This is a genomic window from Streptomyces sp. NPDC057697 (genome assembly GCF_042799335.1).
In the GTDB taxonomy this organism is placed as follows: domain Bacteria; phylum Actinomycetota; class Actinomycetes; order Streptomycetales; family Streptomycetaceae; genus Streptomyces.
In genome coordinates this window covers 753,577-770,613 of record NZ_JBHVJA010000001.1, presented here as the reverse complement: position 1 = coordinate 770,613, position 17,037 = coordinate 753,577, and the positions used below count along the sequence as shown (strand labels likewise).

At 70.6% G+C, this 17,037-nt stretch carries 9 protein-coding genes, 3 tRNA genes and 1 CRISPR repeat array; of the genes, 8 read left to right on the top strand and 4 right to left on the bottom strand.

Annotated elements, in window-relative coordinates; translation table 11 throughout:
* The first annotated feature begins 55 nt into the window (after window positions 1-55).
* From ACFVFH_RS03455 to ACFVFH_RS03440, 4 genes are all read left to right on the top strand, one after another.
* Window positions 56-1,366: a deoxyguanosinetriphosphate triphosphohydrolase gene (locus tag ACFVFH_RS03455; protein WP_383763556.1), complete on the top strand. Its 1,311-nt coding sequence runs from the start codon at window positions 56-58 to the stop codon at window positions 1,364-1,366.
* 220 nt (window positions 1,367-1,586) lie between these two features.
* Window positions 1,587-2,846: an NAD(P)/FAD-dependent oxidoreductase gene (locus tag ACFVFH_RS03450; RefSeq protein WP_383762730.1), complete on the top strand. Its 1,260-nt coding sequence runs from the start codon at window positions 1,587-1,589 to the stop codon at window positions 2,844-2,846.
* Window positions 2,847-2,915: 69 nt separating this feature from the next.
* Window positions 2,916-4,826: a DNA primase gene (dnaG, locus tag ACFVFH_RS03445; protein ID WP_383762727.1), complete on the top strand. Its 1,911-nt coding sequence runs from the start codon at window positions 2,916-2,918 to the stop codon at window positions 4,824-4,826.
* 102 nt (window positions 4,827-4,928) lie between these two features.
* Window positions 4,929-6,098 (top strand): RNA polymerase sigma factor, encoded by a 1,170-nt coding sequence (locus ACFVFH_RS03440; RefSeq protein ID WP_383762724.1) that lies wholly within the window; start codon window positions 4,929-4,931, stop codon window positions 6,096-6,098.
* Window positions 6,099-6,224: 126 nt separating this feature from the next.
* Here the strand turns inward: ACFVFH_RS03440 and ACFVFH_RS03435 are convergent, their stop codons facing one another.
* The 4 genes from ACFVFH_RS03435 to ACFVFH_RS03420 form a co-directional block, all read right to left on the bottom strand.
* Window positions 6,225-8,156 (bottom strand): ABC transporter ATP-binding protein, encoded by a 1,932-nt coding sequence (locus ACFVFH_RS03435; protein ID WP_383762721.1) that lies wholly within the window; start codon window positions 8,154-8,156, stop codon window positions 6,225-6,227.
* The gene (locus tag ACFVFH_RS03430; protein ID WP_383762717.1) at window positions 8,156-9,889 is read right to left on the bottom strand and encodes an ABC transporter ATP-binding protein; all 1,734 of its coding nucleotides are present in this window, start codon (window positions 9,887-9,889) and stop codon (window positions 8,156-8,158) included. Before ACFVFH_RS03430 ends, ACFVFH_RS03435 begins: the two co-directional genes overlap by 1 nt.
* A gap of 168 nt (window positions 9,890-10,057) precedes the next feature.
* Complete coding sequence (locus ACFVFH_RS03425) at window positions 10,058-11,503, bottom strand: FGGY family carbohydrate kinase (protein ID WP_383762714.1); 1,446 nt, start codon at window positions 11,501-11,503, stop codon at window positions 10,058-10,060.
* A gap of 97 nt (window positions 11,504-11,600) precedes the next feature.
* A complete protein-coding gene (locus tag ACFVFH_RS03420) occupies window positions 11,601-11,900 on the bottom strand; it encodes a YtxH domain-containing protein (RefSeq protein WP_383763553.1) in 300 nt (99 codons plus the stop codon).
* Window positions 11,901-12,093: 193 nt separating this feature from the next.
* Between ACFVFH_RS03420 and ACFVFH_RS03415 the strand changes: the two genes are divergently transcribed.
* From ACFVFH_RS03415 to cas3, 4 genes are all read left to right on the top strand, one after another.
* Window positions 12,094-12,166 (top strand) — tRNA-Asn (locus ACFVFH_RS03415).
* A 5-nt stretch (window positions 12,167-12,171) separates the two neighbouring features.
* Window positions 12,172-12,244, top strand: a tRNA-Asn gene (locus ACFVFH_RS03410).
* A gap of 233 nt (window positions 12,245-12,477) precedes the next feature.
* Window positions 12,478-12,551, top strand: a tRNA-Ile gene (locus ACFVFH_RS03405).
* A gap of 415 nt (window positions 12,552-12,966) precedes the next feature.
* Window positions 12,967-13,910: a CRISPR direct-repeat array (repeat unit 29 nt; unit sequence GTCGTCCCCGCGCCTGCGGGGGTGGTCCG).
* Between the two features lie 204 nt (window positions 13,911-14,114).
* Entirely contained in the window at window positions 14,115-17,000 is a 2,886-nt protein-coding gene (cas3, locus tag ACFVFH_RS03400) for a CRISPR-associated helicase Cas3' (RefSeq protein WP_383762711.1), read from the top strand.
* Window positions 17,001-17,037 lie beyond the last annotated feature (37 nt).

The following is a 17,037-nucleotide window of genomic DNA, read 5'->3' as shown; positions in this document are numbered from 1 at the left end:
GGTGGGCCGAGCCTTCTTGTCGGCCCGGCCGTTTACTGTCGGAACCATGAACGGCATGGACGGTACCCAGGGCACACAGGACCACGGCACGAGCCCCTACGGCGCGGCCGACGCCGAGCGCTGGGACACCGAGCCGGACAAACGGCCGGGCCGCACCGCGTTCCAGCGCGACCGGGCCCGGGTGCTGCACTCCGCCGCGCTCAGGCGGCTCGCCGGGAAGACCCAGGTCGTCACCCCGGGCACCCGCGGCCACGCCTGGGACGCCAGCCCCCGCACCCGGCTCACCCACTCCCTCGAATGCGCCCAGGTCGGCCGCGAGCTCGGAGCGGCGCTCGGCTGCGACCCCGACCTGGTCGAGACGGCCTGCCTCGCCCACGACCTGGGCCACCCGCCCTTCGGGCACAACGGCGAGCAGGCACTCAACGACTTCGCGTCCGACTGCGGAGGCTTCGAGGGCAACGCCCAGTCGCTGCGCCTGCTGACCCGGCTCGAACCGAAGCGGTTCGTCCCCGACACCCGCACCGGCGAACCGGTCAGCGTCGGACTCAACCTGACCCGGGCCGCCCTGGACGCCGCCACCAAGTACCCCTGGCCGCGCGGCGCCCACCCCACCGACCCCGGCTCGCCGAAGTTCGGGGTGTACGAGGACGACCTGCCGGTCTTCGCCTGGGCCCGCACGGGGGCACCGAAGGACCGCACCTGCTTCGAGGCCCAGGTCATGGACTGGTCCGACGACGTCGCCTACTCCGTGCACGACTTCGAGGACGGCCTGCACGCCGGGCACATCGACCCCGACCGCCTCTGCGCCGAGCCGGAGCGGCAGGAGATCTGGGCGGTCGCCATCGGCCGCTACGTACCGGCGGACACCGAGCCCCAGGAGCTGGCCGACGCGCTGGACCGGCTCGTCGCCCAGGACTGGTGGCCGCACGGCTACGACGGATCCGCCCCCGCCCAGGCCCGGCTGAAGGACGCGACGAGCCAGCTGATCGGCCGCTTCTGCCTGGCCGCCGAGAGCAGCACCCGCAAGGCGTACGGGCCCGGCCGCCTCGGCCGCTACGACGCCCGGCTGGTCGTCCCCCGCGAGGCCCGCACCGAGTGCGCCGTGCTCAAGGCGGTCGCCGACCGCTACGTCATGCGGCGCGCCGAGCAGGAGGCGATCCGCGCCGACCAGCGGATCGTCATCGCCGAGCTGGCCGCCGCACTGACCGCGCGCGCCCCGGAAGGGCTGGAACCGCAGTTCCGCGCCCTGTTCGACGCCGCCCGCGACGAGCGGGCCCGCAAGCGGGTCCTGGTCGACCAGATCGCCGCGCTCACCGACGCCTCGGCCCGCTCGCTGCACAGGGCACTCACCGCACCCCGCCGATGACCGGCCCCCGCGTCCGGCGGGGGATCCGCCCCGGCCGGAGGATTCGCCCCGATTCCGCCTTGTCTGCGAGCCGTCCCCCGTCCGGCGGGCCCCGCCGCGCAGACTGGGCCGGTCGGGCCCCGGGTCCGACCTGATCGGGGTACACCCTCTTTCGTCAACACGCTGCGTGCGGGACGCTCGCAGTCGGCGGCGCCGCGCAGCAAGCACCGGGAGGCATCAAGTGGTCGACGCACATCGGACGTTCGTCATCGTCGGCGGAGGACTGGCGGGAGCGAAGGCGGCCGAGACGCTCCGCGCGGAGGGTTTCAGCGGCCGGGTGATCCTGCTCGGCGACGAGCGGGACCACCCCTACGAACGGCCCCCGCTCTCCAAGGGCTATCTGTCCGGCAAGGAGGCCCGGGAGAGCGTCTTCGTCCACGAGCCCGCCTGGTACGCGGGCGCCGAGATCGAACTGCACCTGGGGCAGCCGGTCACCTCGCTCGACCGGGAGGCCCGCGCCGTGCAGCTCGGCGACGGCACCGTCGTCCACTACGACAAGCTGCTGCTCGCCACCGGGGCCGAACCACGCCGCCTCCCCGTCCCGGGCACGGACCTGGCCGGCGTCCACCATCTGCGCCGCCTCGCCCACGCCGACCGGCTGCGCAACGTACTGACCGCCCTCGGCCGCGACAACGGCCATCTGGTGATCGCCGGGGCCGGCTGGATCGGCCTGGAGGTCGCGGCGGCGGCCCGCGGATACGGCGCCGAGGTCACCGTCGTGGAACCGGAGCCGACCCCGCTGCACCAGGTCGTCGGTCCCGAGCTCGGCCAGATCTTCACCGATCTGCACAGCGACCACGGGGTCCGCTTCCACTTCGGCGTCCGGCTCACCGAGATCATCGGCCAGGACGGCCTGGTCCTCGCCGTCCGTACCGACGACGGCGAGGAGCACCCCGCCCACGACGTGCTCGCCGCGATCGGCGCCGCGCCCCGCACCGCCCTCGCCGAGACCGCCGGGCTCGCGATGGCCCCGCGCGCGGACGGCGGCGGCATCGCGGTCGACGCCTCCCTGCGCACCAGCGACCCGCACATCTACGCGGCCGGTGACGTCGCCAACGTGGCCCATCCGCTGCTCGGCACCCGGCTGCGCGTGGAGCACTGGGCCAACGCGCTGAACAGCGGCCCGGCCGCGGCCCGCGCCATGCTCGGCCAGGAGGTCGGCTACGACCGCGTGCCCTACTTCTTCTCCGACCAGTACGACCTCGGTCTCGAATACTCGGGCTGGGCGCCGCCGGGCAGCTACGACCAGGTGGTCATCCGGGGCGACGCGGGCAAGCGGGAGTTCATCGCCTTCTGGCTGAAGGACCACCGGGTGCTGGCCGGGATGAACGTCAACGTGTGGGACGTCACCGAGCCCGTGCAGGGGCTGATCAGGTCCGGCCGCCCGATCGACCCGGACGCGCTGGCGGACCCGTCCGTGCCCCTGGACTCCCTGGGCTGAGCCCGCCGGGTTCCGCGGATCACCTCGGCAGGTGGCACGGCTGTCGCACCCCACCCGTAGACTTCACCCGTGGCAGGCAGGATCAATGACGACGACGTGAAGGCGGTACGGGACGCGGTCCCGATCGACGCCGTCGTGTCCGAGTACCTCCAGCTGCGCAACGCGGGCGGTGGCAACCTCAAGGGCCTCTGCCCGTTCCACGACGAGAAGTCCCCCTCCTTCCAGGTCAGCCCGAGCAAGGGTCTCTTCCACTGCTTCGGCTGCCAGGAGGGCGGCGACACGATCGCCTTCGTGATGAAGATCGACCATCTCTCGTTCTCCGAGACGGTCGAACGGCTCGCCGCCAAGGCGGGCATCACCCTGCGCTACGAGGAGGGCGGGTACAACCCCTCCCATCAGCGCGGCGAGCGCATCAGGCTGGTCGAGGCGCACAAGGTGGCCGCCGGGTTCTACGCCGAGCAGCTGGACGGCCCGGAGGCGGAGATCGGCCGGAAGTTCCTCGCCGAGCGCGGTTTCGACCAGGCCGCCGCCGCCCACTTCGGCATCGGCTACAGCCCGGCGGGCTGGGACCACCTCACCCGCTATCTGCGCGGCAAGGGCTTCAGCGACAAGGAGCTGATCGCCTCCGGCCTCTCCCAGGACGGCAGGCGCGGCCCCATCGACCGCTTCCGCGGCCGGCTGATGTGGCCGATCAGCGACACCTCCGGCGACATCGTCGGCTTCGGCGCCCGCAAGCTCCGTGACGACGACAACGGCCCGAAGTACCTCAACACCCCCGAGACCGCGATCTACAAGAAGTCCCAGGTGCTGTACGGCATCGACCTGGCGAAGAAGGACATCGCGAAGGTCAGCCGTGCCGTGGTCGTCGAGGGCTACACCGACGTCATGGCCTGCCATCTCGCCGGGGTCACCACCGCCATCGCCACCTGCGGCACGGCCTTCGGCGGCGACCACATCAAGATCCTCCGACGGCTCCTGATGGACAACGGCAGCGCCCGGGTGATCTTCACCTTCGACGGCGACGCGGCCGGTCAGAAGGCCGCCCTGCGCGCCTTCGAGGACGACCAGAAGTTCGCCGCCGAGACGTACATCGCGATCGCCCCGGACAACATGGACCCCTGCGACCTGCGGCTCGCCAAGGGCGACGAGGCCGTCCGCGACCTGGTCGAACCCCGCACCCCGCTCTTCGAGTTCGCGCTCCGCCAGATCGTCGCCCGCTACGACCTGGAGACCCCGGCGGGCCGCGCCGCCGCGCTCGACGAGGCCGCCCCCGTCGTCGCCAAGATCAAGACGGGCAGCGTCCAGCGGGAGGTCGCCGTCCAGCTCGCCGGCTTCGTCGGCATCCTGGACCAGGAGTACGTCGTCCACCGGGTCAACCAGCTCGCCCAGTGGGCCCGGGGCCGGGGCGGCGACCAGCGCGGGGCCGCCCGGCCCTCCTCCCGCGCCGCCGCGCAGCACCAGCAGGTCCAGGCCCCCGCCGCCCCCGCGGGCCCCGCGCTCAACCTCCGCAGCCCCGCCCACCGCACCGAACGCGAGCTGCTCAAGCTCGCCCTGCAGAAGCCCGCCCTGGTCTCCCCGGCCTTCGACGCCTACGGGGTCGACGAGTTCACCGCCCCGCCGTACGCGGCGGTCCGCCAGTGCATCGCCGAGGCGGGCGGCGCCGAGCCGGGCGTCGCCGACACCCGCGAATACCTCGTCCAGGTGCTCGACGCGACCCCCAACGACGCGGTGCGCAAGCTGGTCACCGAGCTGGCCGTCGAGGTCATCCACGGCAAGTCCATCGACGAGGCGTACGCGGGCGAACAGCTCGTCCAGGTCCGGCTGCGCGCCGTCGACCGCCGGATCAACGATGTGCAGGGCAGCCTCGCCCGGCTCGGCACCAATGTCGCCCCGGACCACCTGGCCGCCGCGCAGAACGAGGTCTGGGTCCTCCAGCAGTACGCCCAGTCCCTGCGCAACAACGGGGCCGACGCGCTCTGACCGGCCCCGGCCGTCCGCGTAACCGACCGGTCACGGACCGGCCTCAGAAAGTCACCGCACGCCCCTCGTGGCGGCGATGTGTCTTCCCCCACACTGGGGGCGGTGCCTGAGACATCGGAGCGCGGCCGGTCCACCGAGCGGTGGTCCTCCCCGTGGTCCGGCAGCGATCACCTGGAGGTCGCCCCCGTGCAGACCCGGACCCTGACCGAACCCGAGCACGTCTCGGCCGTCCCCGCGCAGAACCGGGCCGTGCACCATCCGGAGGCCGCGGTGGAGCCGCCGACACCGCCCGAGCCGCCCGAAGCGCTCATGGAGGAGTCGCCTCCGGCGCCCGAGCCGCACAGACGGCCGGAGACCGCCGGTCCGTCCTCCGACCTCTTCCGCCAGTATCTGCGGGAGATCGGCCGGATCCCCCTGCTCAGCGCCGCCGAGGAGGTGGAGCTCGCCCGCCGGGTCGAGGCCGGGCTCTTCGCCGAGGAACGGCTGGCGGGCACCCCGGACCCGGACACCCGGCTGGCCGTCGACCTCGACCGGCTGGTGGTCATGGGAAGGATGGCCAAACGCCGCCTCATCGAGGCCAACCTCCGCCTCGTCGTCTCCGTCGCCAAACGCTATGTGGGACGCGGGCTGACCATGCTCGACCTGGTCCAGGAGGGAAACCTCGGGCTGATCAGGGCCGTCGAGAAATTCGACTACGCCCGGGGCTACAAGTTCTCGACGTATGCGACCTGGTGGATCCGCCAGGCCATGTCCCGCGCCCTCGCCGACCAGGCGCGGACCATCAGGGTCCCGGTCCATGTCGTCGAGCTGATCAACCGTGTCGTACGCGTCCAGCGCCGGATGCTCCAGGAGCGCGGCTACGAGCCGACCGCCGAGGAGGTCGCCGGACAGCTCGACCTCACCCCGGAGCGGGTCGGCGAGATCCTGCGCCTCGCCCAGGAACCGGTCTCGCTGCACGCCCCGGTCGGCGAGGAGGAGGATGTCGCCCTCGGCGACCTGATCGAGGACGGCGACGCCGCGTCCCCGGTCGAGTCCGCCGCGTTCCTGCTGCTGCGCGAGCACCTGGAAGCGGTGCTCTCCACCCTGGGCGAGCGCGAGCGGAAGGTGGTCCAGCTGCGCTACGGGCTGGACGACGGGCGGCCCCGCACCCTGGAGGAGATCGGCAGGATCTTCGGCGTCACCCGCGAACGCATCCGCCAGATCGAGTCCAAGACCCTCGGCAAGCTGCGCGACCACGCCTTCGCCGACCAGCTCCGCGGTTATCTCGACTGACGGCGCGAGGGCCCGCACCGCCGGACGGCGGCACGGGCCCTCGGATCCGGAACGGACGTGCTCCCGGGGCGTGCGTCGGAAGTCCCGTCTGCCCGGCGGCGCCCGGCATGATCCAAACGAGAGGCCCTAGTCGACTTCGGCGACCGCCTGCGCGAACTGCGCCGAGTACAGCCGGGCATAGGCGCCCTCGGCGGCCAACAGCTCCTCGTGCGTGCCCTGTTCGACGATCGAGCCGTTCTCCATCACCAGGATGACGTCGGCGTCCCGGATGGTGGAGAGCCGGTGCGCGATCACAAAGCTCGTACGGCCGTGGGCCAGCCGGGCCATCGCCTTCTGGATCAGCACCTCCGTACGGGTGTCGACGGAGCTCGTCGCCTCGTCGAGCACCAGGATCACCGGGTCGGACAGGAACGCCCGAGCGATGGTGATCAGCTGCTTCTCGCCCGCGCTGACGCCGGAGCCCTCGTCGTCGATCACCGTGTCGTAACCGTCCGGCAGGGTCCGGATGAAGCGGTCGGCGTGCGCCGCCCTGGCCGCTTCCTCGATCTCCTCCCGGGTGACCTCGCGGGACGCCCCGTACGCGATGTTGTCCGCGATCGAACCGCCGAAGAGCCAGGTGTCCTGGAGGACCATGCCGATGCCCTGGCGCAGCTCGTCGCGCGACATCTTCGTCACGTCGACCCCGTCCAGCGTGATCCGGCCGCCCGTCACCTCGTAGAACCGCATCAGCAGATTGACGAGCGTGGTCTTGCCCGCGCCCGTCGGTCCGACGATCGCGACCGTGTGACCGGGCTCGACGTTCAGCGAGAGCTCCTCGATGAGCGGCTTCTCCGGGTCGTAGCGGAACGACACCTTCTCCAGCGAGACGCTGCCCCGCAGCTCCTCGGGGCGCTCGCGCTCGGCGGGCGCCGGGTCGGCGCCCTGCTCCTCGGCGTCGAGCAGCTCGAAGATCCGCTCGGCCGAGGCGACGCCCGACTGCACCAGGTTCGCCATCGAGGCGACCTGGGTCAGCGGCATCGAGAACTGCCGGGAGTACTGGATGAACGCCTGCACGTCACCGATCGACAGCGACCCCGAGGCCACCCGCAGCCCACCCACGACGGCGATCAGCACATAGTTCAGGTTGGAGACGAACATCATCAGCGGCTGCATGATCCCGCTGTTGAACTGCGCCTTGAAACCGGCCTCGTACAGCGCCTCGTTCTGCTCGGCGAAGTCCTTCGCGGACTCCTCCTGCCGGCCGAAGACCTTCACCAGGGTGTGCCCGGTGTACATCTCCTCGATGTGGGCGTTGAGCTTGCCCGTCACCTTCCACTGCTGCACGAACTGCGGCTGGGAGCGCTTGCCGACCTTGGTGGCCACGACCACCGAGAGCGGCACCGTCACCAGCGCGACCAGCGCCAGCAGCGGCGAGACCCAGAACATCATGACCAGCACACCGACGATGGTGAGCAGGGAGTTGATGAGCTGGCCCATCGTCTGCTGCATCGTCTGGGAGATGTTGTCGATGTCGTTCGTCGCCCGGCTGAGCACCTCGCCGCGCTTGGCGCGGTCGAAGTACGACAGCGGCAGCCGCGACAGCTTCGTCTGGATGTCCTCGCGCAGCTGGAAGATGATCCGGTTGATGATCCGGATCGACAGCCGGGTGGCCACCAGCATCAGCAGACCGGCGCCGACATAGACCGCCAGCGCCACCAGCAGTACGTCGCCCACCGCACCGAAGTCGATGCCGTGGCCGGGGACGAAGTCCACCCCGGAGAGCATGTCGGCGAGGCCGCTGTTGCTCTTGCGCAGGCCCTCGACGGCCTGTTCCTTGGTCGTCCCCTGCGGCATCTTCCGGCCGACGACCCCGGCGAAGATCAGGTCGGTCGCCCGGCCGAGGATCTTCGGCCCGACCACCGACAGGGCGACGCTCAGCACGGAGGCCACCAGCGTCACGTACAGGGCGGTCTTCTCCGCCGCGAAGCGCTTCAGCAGCCGCTTCGAGGACCCCTTGAAGTCCATGGACCGGTCGGTCGGCGCCCCGCCCGCCATCATGCGTCCGCCAGGCCCGGCCATTACGCGGCCTCCGCTTCCGTCAGCTGGGAGAGCACGATCTCCCGGTACGTTTCATTGCCGCCCATCAGCTCGTGATGGGTGCCGACGCCGACGACCCGGCCCTCGTCCAGCACCAGGATCCGGTCCGCGTCGCGGATGGTCGACACCCGCTGCGCCACGATCACCACGGTGGCCTCGGCCGTCTCGTGCGAGAGCGCCCCGCGCAGCGCGGCGTCGGTGGCGTAGTCGAGCGCGGAGAACGAGTCGTCGAAGAGATAGATCTCCGGCCGCTGCACCAGCGTCCTGGCGATGGCCAGGCGTTGCCGCTGCCCGCCCGAGACATTGGTGCCGCCCTGCGAGATCGGCGCGTCCAGGCCGTGTTCCAGCGCGGTGACGAACTCCTTGGCCTGCGCGACCTCCAGCGCGTGCCACAGCTCCTCGTCCGTCGCGTCCGGGTTCCCGTACCGCAGGTTGGTCGCGACCGTCCCGGAGAACAGATACGGCTTCTGCGGCACCAGGCTCACGGTCTTCGCCAGCAGCGTCGGTTCCAGCGTCCGCACGTCCGTGCCGTCGACCAGCACCTGGCCGTCCGTCACGTCGAACAGCCGCGGTACGAGGCCCAGCAGCGTCGACTTCCCGCTGCCCGTCGACCCGATGATCGCGGTGGTCTCGCCGGGGCGGGCCACCAGATCCACCGCCCGCAGCACCGGTTCCTCGGCGCCCGGGTAGCGGAAGTCCGCCCCGCGCACCTCCAGATGACCGCGGGCGAGCAGCTTGCGGACCGGCTTGACGGGCGGGACCACGCTGGACTCGGTCTCCAGGACCTCCTGGATGCGCTCGGCGCAGACCTCGGCGCGCGGCACCATCATGAACATGAAGGTCGCCATCATCACCGACATGACGATCTGCATCAGATAGGCGAGGAAGGCGGTCAGCGCGCCGATCTCCATGCCGCCGCTGTCGATGCGGTGGGCACCGAACCAGAGCACGGCGATCGACGAGACGTTCACGACCGTCATCACGGTGGGGAACATCAGGGCCATCAGCCGGCCGGTGGACAGCGCCACGTCCGTCAGCTCGGTGTTGGAGCCGCGGAACCGCTTCTCCTCGTAACCGTCGCGGACGAACGCGCGGATGACCCGGTTGCCGGTGATCTGCTCGCGCAGCACCCGGTTGACCGTGTCGAGTCGCTCCTGCATCGTGCGGAACAGCGGACGCATCCGCTTGACGATCAGGCTCACCGCGATGCCGAGCACCGGCACCACCGCGAGCAGCACCGCCGAGAGCGGCACGTCCTGGCCGAGCGCCATGACGATGCCGCCGACGCACATGATCGGGGCCGACACCATCAGCGTGAACGTCATCAGCACCAGCATCTGGACCTGCTGGACGTCATTGGTCGTACGGGTGATCAGCGAGGGCGCCCCGAAGCGTCCGAGCTCGCGTGCCGAGAACGACTGCACCCGGTCGAAGACCGCCGCCCGGACGTCACGCCCGAGCGCGGAGGCGGTACGGGCACCGTAGTAGACGGCCCCCATGTTGCAGACCACCTGGCAGATGCTGACGGCGATCATGATGCCGCCGAATTCCAGGATGTAGCCCGTGTCCCCCTTCACGACACCGTTGTCGATGATGTCGGCGTTCAGGGTGGGCAGGTAGAGGCTGGCGGAGGTCTGCAGCAGTTGGAGGAGGACCAGCAGCAGGATGGGTTTTCTGTACGGACCGAGATAGGCCCGCAGGAGTTTTATGAGCACGCGTGTCTCTCGGAGTCGGCAGAGGTCGGGAGTCGACCCATTTTCCGGCACCGGAGGGTGCGACTGCGAGCGATTTTACTCAAGACCAGGTCAAAAAACAGACCGAGTACACAAGTGGAGGGAGTGACCTCCACCGGCGTACCCGGCCCTGTCGTACGGCTGGACGGCTCAGCCCGCGGGGTCGAACGCTCCCGGGTGGATCTGGTCCCGCGTCGCCGTGTACTGCTGGCGCACGGCCTGCCCGACCGCCAGCTCCTCGCCCGGCTCCAGCACCTGCGCCGCGGCGCCCTGCCAGGCCGGGGGAGTGAGCGGATCGGCCGTCCCCTGCGAGACCCCCAGCGCCCAGGCCGCCTGCCGGGCCGCGCCCAGCGCCGCGTACTCGGCGGGCTGCGGCACGACCACCTGCGTACCGAGGAGCGCCGGCGCGAGCCCCCGTACGGCGGGCAGTTCGGCCGCCGCCCCGAGCAGGAACACCCGGCGCACCTCGACGCCCCGGCCGCGCAGTACGTCGAGCGCGTCGGCCAGCGAGCACAGCATCCCCTCGAACGCCGCCCGTGCCAGATGCTCCGGCTTCATCGACTCCCGCCGCAGACCGCAGAGCGTTCCCGCGGCGTGCGGCAGACGCGGCGTCCGCTCGCCCTCCAGATACGGCAGCAGCACCAGACCGGACGAGCCCGGGGTGGACTTCAGCGCCAGCGCGGAGAGCTCGTCGAGGCCCTCGACCCCGAGCATCTCGGCGGTCCCGCGCAGCGCCCGTACCGCGTTGGACGTGTGCACCACCGGCAGATGCTTCCCGGTGGCGTCCGCGAACGACGTGATCATCCCGGACGGATCGGCCAGTGCCTCGTGGTGCACCGCCATGACCGAGCCCGACGCCCCCAGCGACACCACCGCGTCGCCGATCCCGACCCCGAGCCCGAACGCCGCCGCCATCGTCTCGCCGGTCCCCGCGGAGATCAGCAGCCCCTCGGGCGTCGTCCCGGCCGCGTCGGCGGGGCCGAGCACCTCGGGCAGAGCGGCCTGGTGGCCGAGGGCGAGCTCCACCAGATCGGGCCGGTAGGAACCGCTGTCCGCCGACCAGTAGCCGGTGCCGGAGGCGGCGCCCCGGTCGGTGGTCCGGCGGGCGGGGCGCCCCAGCAGCTGCCAGACCAGCCAGTCGTGCGGCTGGAGCACCGCGGCCACCCGCTGGGCCGACTCCGGCTCGGTCCGCGCCAGCCAGCGCAGCTTCGCCACCGGCTGCGCGGCCTGCGGCACCGAGCCGACCGCCTCGGCCCAGGGCTGCCGCCCACCGAGCCCGTCGATCAGATCGGCCGCGGCGGCCTGTGCCCGCCTGTCGTTGCCGAGCAGCGCGGGACGGACCGGGTTGCCCTGGTGGTCCAGCGGCACCAGGCCGTGCTGCTGGGCGGAGACGCCGATGGCCTGCACCCCTTCGAGCAGCCCGCCGGTGGCGGCCTCGCCGAGCGAGAGCAGCCATGCCTGCGGGTCGACCTCGGTGGCCTTCGCCTCGACGGGGTGCGCGGCGAACCCGCGGCGCAGCACGGCGCCGGTGTCCGCATCGCAGACGACGATGTGCGTGAAGGCGGAAGAGCTGTCCAATCCGGCGACTATCCCCATGCACACGATTCTGCCGCACCGCCGGAGCGTTTCCGTACCGGTGGTGCGGCAGTGGTGGAGCCGTGCGGCGGGGCTGGAGCCGTGCGGTGGGACGCCGTCAGGTGTTGCTGGTGCCCCAGTCGTCCTCGCCGTTGCGCCCGCGGTCGCGCAGCGAGCGCACCCGGTCGGCCACCGGGGCGGGGACCTTCTCGCCGACCTTCTCGCTCACCGCGTGATACGCCTTCCCGGCCAGGTCGCGGCCGCTCTGGGCGGCGGACTCGGCGGTGTTGCGCACGGCCGGGTTCTCGGCGAACCGGCGCGCGGACTTCTTCATCTGCTCGTAGCGCTCGCGCCCGGCCCGTGTCCCGATCACGTATCCGAGGGCCAGTCCGGCGATGAACGTGAGCCGGTACCGCATGGCTGCCACCCTTCCTTGCTCAGTGCGACGCTCAGTGCGACGTGTGCTGCCCGCCTACCCGCGGGCACCGGAGATCACCCCGGGGGATACCGATTGGCAAAGCACCCCCCTGCTTGCGCTAATGTATGTGTCGCAGCGAACGCGCGCCGCCCGGCAGCAGCCAGGCAGGTAGGGTTCGGTGCACACGCAGCAATCCCCTGTAGCTCAATTGGCAGAGCAGCCGGCTGTTAACCGGCAGGTTACTGGTTCGAGTCCAGTCGGGGGAGCGCGATCCCCTGTAGCTCAATTGGCAGAGCATTCGGCTGTTAACCGGAGGGTTACTGGTTCGAGTCCAGTCGGGGGAGCGGAACGGAAGAGGACCCCACGGGGTCCTTTTTCGTGTGCCCGGCGTCGGTCGTCACCATGATGCGTGTGCGATGCATGTGACACTTTCGCGTGCACTTCGCTCCGTTCGGAACCGGACGGCGAGCGACGAGGTCTTCATGGTCATGCGAAGCCGACCATCCGGAGCGAGAGATCGTATGACCGGCTATGCTGCGGCAGACGGCGCGCACACTTGTACGCGCCACGCCGAAAAGGGGCGGTAGCTCAGCCGGTTAGAGCAGCGGACTCATAATCCGTCGGCCGTGGGTTCGAGTCCCACCCGCCCCACCCAATCCCCAGGCAGAATCGTTCTGACCTGGGGAAATGCGGTTTTCGGACGTATCTTGGGTGCTGCGGATGCGGGCCTCGGTGCGTTGCGGTAGCTCCTTGGGCGGCTATGACCGGATTCTTGTGGTGATGCTGTGGTCCGCCCCCTTACTGGCGCGAATCCTCACGGTTCGTCCCGCGGCCTGTACCGGTCGCTCCGGGCGGAGGCGTGTGCGGATGTGGATGCGGATGCGTGGCGTGTACAGCGGTACGCATCGTTCGCCTGAGGCCGCGTGTGGTGTGATGGTCTGCCCCTTCCGAGGGGAGGGGAGGGACGGTGTTGAAGTTGGTGCGGATGCTTGCTGAGGCTGACGTGAGCCAGAAGCACCTAAATGAGAACGGCCACTTCGCTCAGTAAAGCCCCAGCTCAACAAGTGTCGTCCCCGCGCCTGCGGGGGTGGTCCGTGCCAGCAGTACCCCGTAGGGACCGCGACGAGGTCGTCCCCGCGCCTGCGGGGGTGGTCCGGCGTCCCGGGACCAGGGGGAGAACCCCCACAAGTCGTCCCCGCGCCTGCGGGGGTGGTCCGGCGTCGTCCTCCCCGCGAACCAGGCGATCCAGGTCGTCCCCGCGCCTGCGGGGGTGGTCCGTGGGAGGGGACCGACGCACCCCCCGAAACGATGTCGTCCCCGCGCCTGCGGGGGTGGTCCGGGCATGTACGTGTGCGGGTACACCATCACCGGGTCGTCCCCGCGCCTGCGGGGGTGGTCCGGGTCAATGGCCGCACCGTCGACGGCTCCCGGCGTCGTCCCCGCGCCTGCGGGGGTGGTCCGTGACTCCTGCCGCTTGCCCGTGGCTCCGCACCGTCGTCCCCGCGCCTGCGGGGGTGGTCCGCTCGCATCGCCGAACTGGAGGCCCGCACGTGAGTCGTCCCCGCGCCTGCGGGGGTGGTCCGGCGCGACGCCACGCTCCTCACCCCGGCGGGCAGTCGTCCCCGCGCCTGCGGGGGTGGTCCCCCAGCTCCACCGCGTACGCGACGGTCGGCGTCGTCGTCCCCGCGCCTGCGGGGGTGGTCCGCTCGGCCTGAGCTCGGACCGGCTGAGGAAGAAGTCGTCCCCGCGCCTGCGGGGGTGGTCCGGGCGGGGCCTGGCCGTACTTCCCGCTGGCCTGGTCGTCCCCGCGCCTGCGGGGGTGGTCCGTGGAGATGCGGACCGATCCCGATGCGATGCCCGTTGTCCCCGCGCCTGCGGGGGTGGTCCCCGGGACAAAGGGCGACCGTGGCGCGGCTGGCCGTCGTCCCCGTGCCCGCGCGAGTGCTTCGTGTTCGGTCGGCGTGCTGGTGTCGGCCGCGGCGTCGTCCGCGCGCCCGCTGGGATGGTTCGGCGGTGGGGGAGGAGCTGTTTCTGTGGTGGTGTGCTGGGTGTCGCGTTGCCGGTGCGGCTGTCTGCTGTGCCGCCTTGGGGAGCGGTAGCGCGGGATTGTACATCTTTATGATCGGAGATCTGGCTATTCCCGTAACTGTGTTGTGATGTCAGTGGTTGCCTCTACTCTCTGGTGCTCGGTCCTGGTGAGTACGTGGAGGCGCAGTGGACTTACAGCGGCTGAACCGGCTCTACGAACCGGTTGTGGTACGGGCGTTGGAGACGTTGTGGGGGAAGTCGCGGGAGCGAGCCGGGGGGACCACGAGCCTTCTGATGGCGCATCTGCTGGATACAGCGGCGGTTGCGGAGCTGCTGTGGGATGGCTTTCTCGCGCCTTCGACACGGTCGGCGCTGGAGGGGATCGCGGGTGGGCCGGGGAGCGGGCGGCGGTTATTCGTCTGGTTGTGCGGGGTTCACGATTGCGGGAAGGCAACGCCGACGCATCAGCGGCTGTGGCCGGAGGGCGCTGAAGCCGTGGGGCGGGCGGGGCTGACGTGGGTTGAGAAGAGTGCTGCGGCGGGGGCGAAGCAGCAGCGGCGGTGGCGTCACGACTGGGCCGGCGGACTGATGGCGCGCGAACTGCTGACCGGCGTCGGTTGGGCTGCCGAGCACGTGGACTGGGTCTGGCCCTTGGTGGCCGGTCACCACGGTGCGTTTCCCTCGCTCAAGGACGTACAGGAGCCGCGTCACGCGAAGGGGCAGTTGCGGGGGAAGGGAACGTGGCGCCTGGTCCAGCAGGCATTGCTGGAAACGTTCACTCAGGAGGTCGGGTTCGGAGGGCTCCGTGAAGTGGAGCCGGTGGTGGTTCCGTCAAGGGCGCTTCAGTTGCAGCTCAGCGGACTGGTGGTGATGGCGGACTGGATCGCGAGCGACGAGCGCTTCTTCGTGGGGATGGACGACCTGAGCCACGTGGGTCTGGCCGCTTCCCGGGAGCGGGCGGCATCGGCGTGGAAGGCTCTCGGGCTGCATGGCGGTTGGGGTGCTCTGGAAGCACCGGGCCCCGAGGCGTTCCGGGACAGGTTCGGGTACGCGCCCCGGCCCTCGCAGCTGATGGTGATCGAAGCGGCTCGTCGTATGGGCGGCCCCGGGCTCGTGGTGGTCGAAGCGCCGATGGGCGAGGGCAAGACGGAGGCGGCCCAGGCCGTGGCGGAAGCTCTGGCAGCCAGGTTCGGCGCGGACGGAGTGTTCGTGGGAATGCCCACCCAGGCGACCAGCGATCCCATGTTCACCCGCACGCGGCGATGGGTGGAGGCGATCGACGAGCAACTCGCTGCCCAAGTGGTGCTGCTGCACGGCAAGCGAGCGTTCAACCGGGAGTGGAAGGCTCTGCTGGAGGACGCCGGCACATATGCGGACGAGGCGTTCTGCGGTGTGGACGAGTTCGGGCTGGACGACGACCCGTACGGCATCGAGCCGGACGCGCGGAATGCGCCGGAGCGGCAGGCACCTGCCGAGTGGTTCCTGGGGGCCAAGCGTGGCCTGCTCGCCCCGTTCGTGGTCGGTACGGTTGATCAGCTTCTGTATGCCGCCACCCGCACACGACATGTGATGCTGCGGATGGCCGGCCTGGTCGGCAAGATCGTGATTCTGGACGAAGTGCACGCTTGCGACGTCTACATGAGCCAGTTCCTGCACGAGGCGCTGCGCTGGCTGGGACAGGCCCGTGTGCCGGTGATCGTCCTGTCGGCGACGCTCGCCCCCGCGCAACGCCAAGGACTGTTCGAGGCATATTCGGCCGGTGCGGCATCCCAGGAGGAGTTGCGGGGCGAGGTTCCGAAACCGCCGGGATACCCGAGCGTCACAGCGGCCTGGATGCCTCCCTCGGGGGAGCCGCGGTTCCACGTGGAATCCACTGGCAGCTGGCGCGATGACCTGCATGTGGAGGTTCGGGTGGTGCCAGAGGCGGTTCCCGGCGCCAGATCCTCCCGTGCGGAGCGGGAGCGGTTGCAGCACGAGGCGGATGCGAGTCTGGGGGAACTGCTGGCAAGCGAGCTCACCCATGGGGGGACTGCGCTCGTCATCCGCAATTCCGTCGCGCGGGCTCAGAGTCTCTACGAGGAACTGCGCGAGCGGTTCGACCATGACGAAGTGCGCCTTCTGCACGCCCGTTTCACCGTCGCCAGGCGTGCCGATCTGACGGAAGAATGCCTGAGCCTGCTGGGCCCGCGGACGCCCCGGCCCCGGGACGGTCGCTTGATCCTGGTGGCAACGCAGCTCGCCGAGCAGTCCTTCGATGTCGATGCCGACATGCTGGTCACGGATCTGGCCCCCATCGACCTGCTGCTCCAGCGAGTGGGACGGCTGCATCGCCACGAGGGCACGTGGCGTCCGGACAGGTTGAGAGTACCGAGGGTGTTCGTCACCGGCTTCGAGCCGCGCGACTGCCGTGAACCGGTGTTCGCGTATGCCGGCGAGAGGATCTACGGCCGACACCTCCTGCTGCGAACCGCTGCTGTACTGCCCGGGGCAGGTGAAGGATGGTCGGTTCCGGGGCAGGTGCCCGAGCTGGTGGAGCGGGTGTACGAGGCGGACCCGTCGCTGCTGCCCGTGACGTGGCAGGACGCCGGTGAGGCGGCCCATGAGGAGCAGGAGGAGCAGGAACGGGTCCGTGCCGAGACGGCCCGGCGGTTTCTGCTGACTCCGTATGGCGAGCACGAGAGGCGGACCCTGGCAGGGCTGCACTACGGCGGATCCACGGCGGGCAGTGACGAGAGCTCGTTGCAGGCGGCGGTTCGCGACGGCGATGAATCCGTCGAGGTCGTCCTGGTGGTCCGGGAAGAGAGCGAGGCGGTCTTCCGGACACTGGCGGGGCGGGCCTTGAGCGTCAACGGAGATGTCGCTCCGGATGTGCTGGACGAGGTGCTGGGCTCGACGGTGCGACTGCCGGCGAAGTTCACGCCGGCGGCTTCAGAACTGGGCCCGTTGCCGGGCTGGCACGGGCACCCGTGGCTGTGCCGGAGTCGTGCTCTGGTCCTGGACGCTTCGCATACGGCTCGGCTGGGCGACTTCACGGTGTCGTACGACGACGAGTTCGGGCTCCGGCAGGTGTAGGGGGTCCGTGCCTGGCGTGCTTGACCGCAGTCGCGCA

What these genes read in the sequence shown, in the direction of transcription:
- ACFVFH_RS03420 (WP_383763553.1), bottom strand. Translation starts at nt 11,900, where the DNA reads ATGCGGTACCGGCTCACGTTCATCGCCGGACTGGCCCTCGGATACGTG.
- ACFVFH_RS03425 (WP_383762714.1), bottom strand. Translation starts at nt 11,503, where the DNA reads ATGGGGATAGTCGCCGGATTGGACAGCTCTTCCGCCTTCACGCACATC.
- ACFVFH_RS03455 (WP_383763556.1), top strand. Translation starts at nt 56, where the DNA reads ATGGACGGTACCCAGGGCACACAGGACCACGGCACGAGCCCCTACGGC.
- ACFVFH_RS03435 (WP_383762721.1), bottom strand. Translation starts at nt 8,156, where the DNA reads ATGGCCGGGCCTGGCGGACGCATGATGGCGGGCGGGGCGCCGACCGAC.